The organism is Brevundimonas sp., from assembly GCF_016463485.1.
Taxonomy (GTDB): Bacteria; Pseudomonadota; Alphaproteobacteria; order Caulobacterales; family Caulobacteraceae; genus Brevundimonas.
The window spans coordinates 1-7975 of record NZ_JAEMRD010000147.1 but is presented as its reverse complement, the minus strand read 5'-3'; the positions used below and the strand labels follow the sequence as shown (position 1 = coordinate 7975).

Annotated in this window: 9 protein-coding genes; 5 read left to right on the top strand and 4 right to left on the bottom strand. The window is 68.4% G+C overall.

Annotation, left to right across the window (positions count from 1 at the left end; all coding sequences use genetic code 11):
• Nucleotides 1–150 precede the first annotated feature (150 nt).
• Together JHC99_RS15860 and arfB are read left to right on the top strand one after the other, a co-directional pair.
• Nucleotides 151–645, top strand: a complete 495-nt coding sequence (locus JHC99_RS15860; protein ID WP_292155473.1) for a YaiI/YqxD family protein — start codon at nt 151–153, stop codon at nt 643–645.
• Nucleotides 642–1046, top strand: a complete 405-nt coding sequence (gene arfB / locus JHC99_RS15855) for an alternative ribosome rescue aminoacyl-tRNA hydrolase ArfB (protein WP_292155472.1) — start codon at nt 642–644, stop codon at nt 1044–1046. Before JHC99_RS15860 ends, arfB begins: the two co-directional genes overlap by 4 nt.
• Nucleotides 1047–1061: 15 nt before the next feature.
• On the opposite strand, the gene JHC99_RS15850 is transcribed toward arfB, so the two are convergent.
• From JHC99_RS15850 to JHC99_RS15835, 4 genes are all read right to left on the bottom strand, one after another.
• On the bottom strand, nt 1062–1556 hold the full coding sequence (locus tag JHC99_RS15850; RefSeq protein ID WP_292155470.1) for a hypothetical protein: 495 nt from the start codon (nt 1554–1556) through the stop codon (nt 1062–1064).
• A 21-nt stretch (nt 1557–1577) separates the two neighbouring features.
• Nucleotides 1578–3122 carry a 2-polyprenylphenol 6-hydroxylase gene (ubiB, locus tag JHC99_RS15845; protein ID WP_292155475.1) on the bottom strand — a complete coding sequence of 515 codons (1545 nt, stop codon included), beginning with the start codon at nt 3120–3122 and terminating at the stop codon, nt 1578–1580.
• Nucleotides 3123–3169: 47 nt separating this feature from the next.
• Entirely contained in the window at nt 3170–3955 is a 786-nt protein-coding gene (locus tag JHC99_RS15840) for a class I SAM-dependent methyltransferase (RefSeq protein WP_292155469.1), read from the bottom strand.
• 129 nt (nt 3956–4084) lie between these two features.
• Entirely contained in the window at nt 4085–4573 is a 489-nt protein-coding gene (locus JHC99_RS15835; protein ID WP_292155467.1) for an Lrp/AsnC family transcriptional regulator, read from the bottom strand.
• Nucleotides 4574–4744: 171 nt separating this feature from the next.
• Between JHC99_RS15835 and JHC99_RS15830 the strand changes: the two genes are divergently transcribed.
• From JHC99_RS15830 to JHC99_RS15820, 3 genes are all read left to right on the top strand, one after another.
• The gene (locus JHC99_RS15830) at nt 4745–6013 is read left to right on the top strand and encodes a 3-methyl-2-oxobutanoate dehydrogenase (2-methylpropanoyl-transferring) subunit alpha (protein WP_292155464.1); all 1269 of its coding nucleotides are present in this window, start codon (nt 4745–4747) and stop codon (nt 6011–6013) included.
• A 53-nt stretch (nt 6014–6066) separates the two neighbouring features.
• The gene (locus JHC99_RS15825; RefSeq protein WP_366927845.1) at nt 6067–7140 is read left to right on the top strand and encodes an alpha-ketoacid dehydrogenase subunit beta; all 1074 of its coding nucleotides are present in this window, start codon (nt 6067–6069) and stop codon (nt 7138–7140) included.
• Nucleotides 7140–7975: biotin/lipoyl-containing protein (locus JHC99_RS15820; RefSeq protein ID WP_292155460.1), on the top strand; the 836-nt coding region annotated here is incomplete at its 3' end. The genes JHC99_RS15825 and JHC99_RS15820, both read left to right, overlap by 1 nt.

Sequence of the window (7975 nt, the reverse complement as noted above, 5' to 3'; positions counted from 1 at the left end):
CCCTCCCCCTCGGGGGAGGGCAGATCGCGAAGCGATCGGGTGGGGGCGGCAAGGCTAACTGGCGCTGACTTGCCTTGACCCTCCCACCCGGTCTTAGCTGCGCTTCGACCACCCTCCCCCGAGGGGGAGGGACAGGTATATACTGCACCCATGCCCCAGCCCCGCCTCTTCATCGACGCCGACGCCTGTCCGGTGAAGGACGAGGTCTACCGCGTGGCGGCGCGCTACGGGCTGCATGTTTTCGTGGTGTCGAACTCGTGGATCAACACGCCGCGCGAAAAATGGATCGAACAGGTCGTGGTCGATGCAGGGCCGGACATCGCCGACGACTGGATCGCCGAGCGGGCGGTGACGGGTGACGTCGTCATCACCGCCGACATTCCCTTGGCCGATCGCTGCCTGAAATCCGGGGCCCAGGCGATCAAGTCGAACGGCCAACCGTTCACGCCCGATTCCATCGGCTCGGCCCTGGCCGGGCGGATGGTGGGCGAGCATCTGCGGTCGATGGGGGTGGCGACGTCGGGCCCGCCGCCGTTCGGGCCGCGCGACCGGTCGAACTTCCTTCAGGCCCTGGATCAGGCGGTGGTGCGGGCCAGGAAGGCTTTGGCCATGATCCCGCCGCCTCCGCCGGGCGCACCGTCATGACGGCCATCCCCGAAGACGAGCTGGAGTTCCGGTTCTTTCGCGCCGGCGGACCCGGCGGCCAGAACGTCAACAAGGTCTCGACCGCCGTCCAGATGCGGTTCGACGTGGTCAACTCGCCCTCGCTGAAAGAGGGCCAGAAGCAGCGGCTGATGAAGCTGGCCGGCAGTCGCCTGACCCAGGACGGCATCATCCTGATCACCGCCGTCCGCCACCGCACCCAGGAGCGTAACCGCGCCGACGCCATCGAGCGGTTGCAGGCCATGGTCGACGAGGCGGCCGTGGCCCCGATCTATCGCGTCCCGACGCGGCCGACCCGGGCGTCCAGGGAGCGGCGACTGGTGGCCAAGTCGCACCGGTCGGGCATCAAGAGCGGCCGGGGCAAGCCCACGCCCGGGGACTGATCCGGGCGGTCGAACTCAGGCGGCGGGCGGCGGCGGGGCCGGGCGGAACAGGAGGGCGACGATCTTGCCCTGATCGTTCTGGCCGAGGATCCACTGGGTCGGGGCGTTTTCGAAACCGACCAGGAACAGTTCGGCACCGTCCTGGGTCGCGACGTGGGCGATGTCCCCCAGCGCGCCGAGCTGGGCGAAGATCGGTGCCATGCCGGGGGCCTGCTGGCGGACCTTGTCGGCCAGGTCGGTGGTCATGTCGGAATAGTTGGGCGTGCCAGCCTGGAAGGCGGCGATGGTCTTGCGCAGCATGGCCTCGGCGGCGGCGACCTTGGCCGGGTCGGAGGGCTCCTGCGTTTCGGCCGGCGCGGGCGTCGGCGCGGCGCGCGGCGGGGCTGCGGGCTGATCGAAGGTGTTGGGCAGGCGGCCCGCAGCCGCGCCGGTCTGGGGCGCAGTCTGGGCGGCGGCCGGGAGGGCGAGGGCGGCGGAGATCAGGACGGCGGCGGCGAGGGCGGACTTCATGCAGGCAACTCCGGGAAATCGTTATCCTGCAATGACCGACCAAAGCGACAGGATCAGGGCACCGACCGATGCGGCGGTTGCGATGACGACACAAACCACCAGCCAGCGCGGCGTCTGGACGACCTGAACGACGGTCGGTGCGGCGACGGGCGGATCCTGGACGAGGCGGGACAGGGCCTTGGCCCCCGAGATCAGTTCACGGACACCGTCGCGGATCTGGGCCTTGGGCCCCAGTTCGCGCAGGATCCAGCGCTCGACCACCGGCTGGGCGGCGGCCCACAGGTCGTGATCGGGGTTCAGGCGGCGCGCCACCCCTTCGACCGAGACCATGGTCTTTTGCAACAGGATCAGCTCGGGCCGCAGGTGCATGTCGAACAGGGCGGTGATCTCGAACAATTGGCCCAGCAGGCGTCCCATCGAGACCTGGGAAGCTTGTTTGCCGATCACGGGCTCGCCTACCGCCCGCAGGGCCTGGGCGAAGGCCTCGACCGAATGGTGCGGCGGCACATATCCGGCCTCGAAATGGACGCGGGCAATGCGCGGATAGTCGCGGTTCAGAAAGCCCCAGAGGATCTCGGCCAGATAGCGCCGCTCGCCGGGGCCGAGGCGGCCGACGATGCCGAAATCCACCGCCGTCAGTTCGGCCGGGGCCGAGCAGAACAGATTGCCCTCGTGCAGATCGGCGTGGAAAACGCCGTGGTCCAGCGCCTGGGACAGGAAGGCGCGCACGACGTTGTCGGCCAGGGCATTCTTGTCGAGGCCCGGCTGAACGGCGGCCAGCGGGTCGGTCATGGCGATGCCGGTCGCCCACTCCAGCGTCAGCACCCGCTTGCCGACCCCGTCCCAGACCACGCCGGGGGCCGTCATATGGCCGACGCCCTCGGCGATCGACTTGTCCATCACATCCTTGAGCTCGGAGGCGGCGGCGGCCTCCAGCCTCATGTCGAGCTCCAGCTCCATCGAGCGGGCCACGGTCTCGACGAAGGCGCGGGGCTCCAGACGGCGGGTGGCGGGGACCAGCCGGTGGACCACGCCGGCACCCAGCCGCATCGACTCCAGCCCGCCGATGACGCGACGCTCGACACCCGGACGCAGCACCTTGACCGCCACCTTGCGCCCGTCGGCCAGCCAGGCGGGATGGGCCTGGGCCAGCGACGCCGCACCGATCGGATCGCCCAGGTCGATGAACAGGCTGTCGATGGTGCGGCCCAGCGACCGCTCGATCTCGCGCCGCGCCTGATCGGTAGGGAAGGGCGGCAGCTTGTCCTTCAGCCGCCCCAGATCCGTGGCGAACTCGGTGCCGAAGATGTCGGCGCGGGTGGCCAGGACCTGGCCCAGTTTGATGGCGACGGGCCCGAGATGCTCGAACGCCTTGCCCAGACGCTGACCGGGGCGGCCCTCGCGACCCTCGCGCCCGGCGAACAGATGGATGAAATGGATGATGGGCCGCAGCCAGCCGGGCAGCAGGGCCGTGATCTCGCGCGGGGCCAGGGCGTCGTGGCGGACCAGCACCCAGGCCCAGCCGATCAACCGGAAGGCCGCACCCAGGGGGTCGCGCACCCGCACCGCGACGGGCGGGGTGGGCGCGACGCGATAGGCGTTGGGATTGGCGGTCAGATCGCCCACCCGAAATGGATCGCCGCCACGCCGCCCGACAGGTTGGTGACCGTGACGTTCCGGAACCCGGCGGTCTCGATCATGGCCTTGAAGGTCGCCTGATCGGGAAAGCGGCGGATGCTTTCGACCAGATACTGATAGCTGTCGCGATCCTTGGCGACCCATTGGCCGATGGCCGGAATGGCATTGAAGGACCAGGCGTCATAGGCCTTGCGCAAGGCCTCGGTGGTGGGGCGCGAGAACTCCAGGCACAGGAACCGCCCGCCGGGCTTCAGCACCCGCCGCGCCTCCGACAGGGCCACGGCGATGTCGGCGACGTTGCGGATCCCGAAGCTGATCGAATAGGCGTCGACCGAGGCGTCGGGCAAAGGCAGGGCCATGGCGTCGCCGACGGTCCAGCGCATCTCGGGCTCGCCGCCCTTTTCGACGCCCGCCAGGATCATCTCGGCATTGTAGTCCAGCACGATGACCGAGGCGTCCTCGCCACCGTTCCGTTCCTGGGCCCGGCGCGCCATCTTCGAGTAACGCCGCGCCATGTCGCCGGTACCGCCGGCGACGTCGAGGATGGTCTCGCCCGGACGACAGTTCAGCTTGGAGGCCGCCGCATCCTTCCACAGCCGGTGAACGCCCGCGCTCATCAGGTCGTTCATCAGGTCGTAGTTGGAGGCCACGCTGTCGAACACGCCCCGCACCATCCGCACCTTGTCCTTCGCATCCACGTCGCGAAAGCCGAAGGAGGAGGTGTCGCCCGAAGAATGGGGGCCATGGGAGGTCGCGGTCATCCGCGCGGTCTAGCGCGTCGCGAGCGCGGCGTCACCGGGCCGCGTCGTCGCGGCGGCCCGCCTTGTTGACGCGCCGCGTCGTCGCGGCGGCCCGCCTGATTGACGCGCCGCGTCGTCGCGGCCGCGAGCCTATCTGACGTGCGGGGTGATGATGCCCAGCGGCAGGGCGGTGACGTTCTTGACGCCCCGCGTGACGATGTGGCTCTCGCAGTCCGACACGATGCCCAGGGTCAGCAGCTTGTGGCGCAGGAAGGTGTCGAAGGCATGCATGTCGGAGGTCACGACGCGCAGCACATAGTCTTCGCGGCCGGTAATCATCGCGCACTGGACCACCTCGGGCCAGCCGTCGACGGCCTTCTCGAACAGTTCGAGGTTCTCGCTCGAGGGCAGGCTGAGCTTGACGATCGCATAGACCTCGAAGTCGAGGCCCAGAAGCTGGGCGTTCAGCAGGGTGACCCGCTTGCGGATCAGGCCGGAATCTTCCAGTCTCTTGATCCGGCGCCAGCACGGCGAAGCGGACAGTCCGACCCGATCGGCGACCTCCGCGACCGACAGTCCTGCGTCCTGTTGCAGGATGTCCAGAATACGCGCGTCGATGGGATCCAGTTCGTCCGCCAAGGCGTTTCTCCAATTGTTCTTATGGCGCAATAAAATACCCTGATACCGCCTATTGCAAGGCAAAGTTCAGTAAGTCTTGATCTGCGCTCTCTGCTATCAGGCGCTATAACGACAAACGCGAACGGATCAACCGGACGCCAGACCCCAATTCGGCAGGATGGAAGACCAGGAATGACCCCGCCCGAGACCGATCTGACCCCTAACGGCCGGCCCCGAAATTCAAGGGCGCTGTCGCTGCGCGTTCCCGAACCGGCGGGACGCCCGGGAGACGCCCCCGACTTCAGCCACCTGAAGCTCGATGTCGCCGGTGCGGTGGATCGCCCGCCCGTCGATGCGCGGCCGGTGCAGATGATGGACCTGGCCTTCCGCCTGATCCGGGTGCTGGACGAGGACGGCACCGCCGTCGGGCCGTGGAACCCGCGCCTTGACGCCGACACGATGCGGCGCGGCCTGAACGCCATGATCCTGACCCGCGCCTTCGACGACCGGATGCATCGCGCTCACCGCCAGGGCAAGACCAGTTTCTACATGAAATGCACGGGCGAGGAGGCCATCGCGGTCGCGCAAGGCATGATCCTGTCGCGCGAGGACATGGGTTTCCCGACCTATCGCCAGCAGGGGCTGCTGATCGCGCGCGGCTATCCGCTCGTCGACATGATGAACCAGATCTATTCCAACGCCTCGGACCCGATCAAAGGCCGTCAGTTGCCGATCATGTATTCGGCCAAGGACTACGGGTTCTTCACCATCAGCGGCAATCTGGGGACGCAGGTGCCCCAGGCCGTGGGCTGGGCCATGGCCAGTGCGTACAAGGGTGACGACAAGATCGCGATCGCCTGGACCGGCGACGGGGCCACGGCCGAGGGCGACTTCCACAACGCCCTGACGTTCGCGGCCGTCTATCGCGCGCCGGTGATCCTGAACATCGTCAACAACCAGTGGGCCATCTCGTCCTTCCAGGGCATCGCCGGGGGCAATGAGACGACCTTCGCGTCCAAGGCCATCGGATACGGCCTGCCGGCCCTGCGGGTCGACGGCAACGACTTCCTGGCGGTCTGGGCTGCGACCCAGTGGGCCGAGGAACGGGCCCGGTCGAACCAGGGGGCGACGGTGATCGAGCTGTTCACCTATCGCGGGGCGCCGCACTCGACATCCGACGATCCGGGCAAGTACCGGCCGGCCGACGAACATGACAACTGGCCGCTGGGCGATCCGATCCAGCGCCTGCGCCAGCACCTGACCTCCATCGGCGAATGGGACGACGAGCGCCACGAGGCGGCGCTGAAGGCCGCCGTCGAACAGGTCCGCCAGGCCGGTCGCGAGTCCGAGGCCATCGGCACCCTGGGCCAGTCGCGTCCCTCGGTGAAGACGATGTTCGAGGAGGTGTTCGCCACGCCCGACTGGCGGCTGGCCGAACAGCGCGGCGAGGTGGGAGTCTGACCATGACCGAGACCTATTCCCCCGCAGACCAGAACGACGGCATCGGCCCCGACATGGCCGATGGGCCCGACACCGCGCCCGCGCCCTCGCCCGAGAACGCCGCCGTGCAGCCCATGAACATGATCCAGGCGCTGAACTCGGCCCTGAACGTCAAGATGGCCGAGGACGACAACGTCCTGAGCTTCGGCGAGGACACGGGCTATTTCGGCGGGGTGTTCCGGGTCACGGACCAGTTGCAGCAGAAGCACGGCCTGACCCGCAGTTTCGACACCCCGATCAGCGAATGCGGCCTGGTCGCCGCCGCCATCGGCATGGGGGCCTATGGTCTGCGTCCGGTGGTCGAGATCCAGTTCGCCGACTACATCTATCCCGCCTACGACCAGATCGTGTCCGAGGCGGCCAAGCTGCGCTACCGGTCGGGCGGCCAGTTCACCAGCCCGATCGTGGTGCGCTCCCCCTATGGCGGCGGCATCTTTGGCGGCCAGACGCACAGCCAGTCGCCTGAGAGCCTGTTCACCCATGTGGCGGGGCTGAAGGTCGTCATCCCGAGCAATCCCTACGACGCCAAGGGCTTGCTGATCGCGGCGATCGAGGACGACGACCCGGTCATCTTCTTCGAGCCCAAGCGGCTCTACAACGGACCCTTCGACGGCTGGCACAAGAACCCCGTCTCGCCCTGGAAAGCCCAGGACGTGGCCCAGGTCCCGACCGGCAAATACGTCGTGCCGATCGGCGAGGCCAGGGTGGTCCGCGAAGGATCGGACGTCACCGTCCTGTGCTACGGCACCATGGTCTGGGTGTCGCTGGCGGCCGCCGAATACGCCGGCGTGGACGCCGAGGTGATCGACCTGCGTACCCTCGTTCCGCTCGACATCGCCACCATCGAGGCCAGCGTGAAGAAGACCGGCCGCTGCGTGATCGTGCATGAGGCGCCGAAAACGTCCGGGTACGGAGCGGAGCTGTCGGCCCTGGTCCAGGAGCGGTGCTTCTATCATCTGGAGGCGCCGATCGCGCGGGTCGCCGGGTGGGACACCCCCTATCCGCACGCCTTCGAGTGGGAATATTTCCCGGGGCCTGAGCGCGTCGGTGCCGCCCTGAAATCGGTGATGACCGGAGGAACCCGCTGATGGGCCGTTTCGTCTTCAAACTGCCCGACGTGGGCGAAGGCACCGCCGAGGCCGAACTGGTCGCCTGGCATGTCGCGGTCGGCGATACTGTCGAGGAAGACCAGCTGCTGGCCGAGGTCATGACCGACAAGGCGACGGTCGAACTGACCTCTCCGGTGTCGGGCGTGGTCACGGTTCTGCACGGTGAGCCGGGGGTGCAGTCGCCGGTCGGCGGGCCGCTGGTGGAGTTCGAGGTCGAGGGGGCGGGGAACGCCGCTCCTGACGTCGGTGTCGCCCCCTCCGTCATCGCCCAAGAGGGCGATGCCACCTCCCCATCGGCTGACGCCGACGGGGAGGAGAATGAAGACGCCTTTCCTCCCCGCGACAGCGGGGAGGGGGACCCCCCGCGGGTCTCGGCTCCGCCGAGCCCGAGGACAGGCTCCGGGGTGGAGGGGCTGCCGGCCCCGGACAGCGCAGGCGGAACCTACGTCTTCCGCCTGCCCGACGTGGGCGAGGGCACGGCCGAGGCCGAGCTGGTCGCCTGGCACGTCGCGGTCGGGGATGAGGTCGAGGAAGACCAGCTGCTGGCCGAGATCATGACCGACAAGGCCACGGTGGAACTGACCAGCCCGGTCGCGGGTGTCGTCGCCGCCCTGCACGGCCAGCCGGGGACCCAGTCACCCGTCGGTGGCCCGCTGGTGACCTTCAGCGTCGAGGGGGCGGGCAATGTCGCGGCCGCTCCTGCAACAACCGAGCGCGCGGGGGCCCCCTCCACCGCTTCGCGGTCCCCCTCCCCCAACGGGGGAGGATCAGCTGTCCCAACGACCGTGAAATCTCCCCCCCCAGGGGGGAGTAC

Excerpts from the sequence above, each read along its gene's own strand:
- JHC99_RS15825 (WP_366927845.1), top strand. The coding sequence starts at position 6,067 with ATGGCCGATGGGCCCGACACCGCGCCCGCGCCCTCGCCCGAGAACGCC.
- JHC99_RS15850 (WP_292155470.1), bottom strand. The coding sequence starts at position 1,556 with ATGAAGTCCGCCCTCGCCGCCGCCGTCCTGATCTCCGCCGCCCTCGCC.
- arfB (WP_292155472.1), top strand. The coding sequence starts at position 642 with ATGACGGCCATCCCCGAAGACGAGCTGGAGTTCCGGTTCTTTCGCGCC.
- JHC99_RS15860 (WP_292155473.1), top strand. The coding sequence starts at position 151 with ATGCCCCAGCCCCGCCTCTTCATCGACGCCGACGCCTGTCCGGTGAAG.
- JHC99_RS15830 (WP_292155464.1), top strand. The coding sequence starts at position 4,745 with ATGACCCCGCCCGAGACCGATCTGACCCCTAACGGCCGGCCCCGAAAT.
- JHC99_RS15840 (WP_292155469.1), bottom strand. The coding sequence starts at position 3,955 with ATGACCGCGACCTCCCATGGCCCCCATTCTTCGGGCGACACCTCCTCC.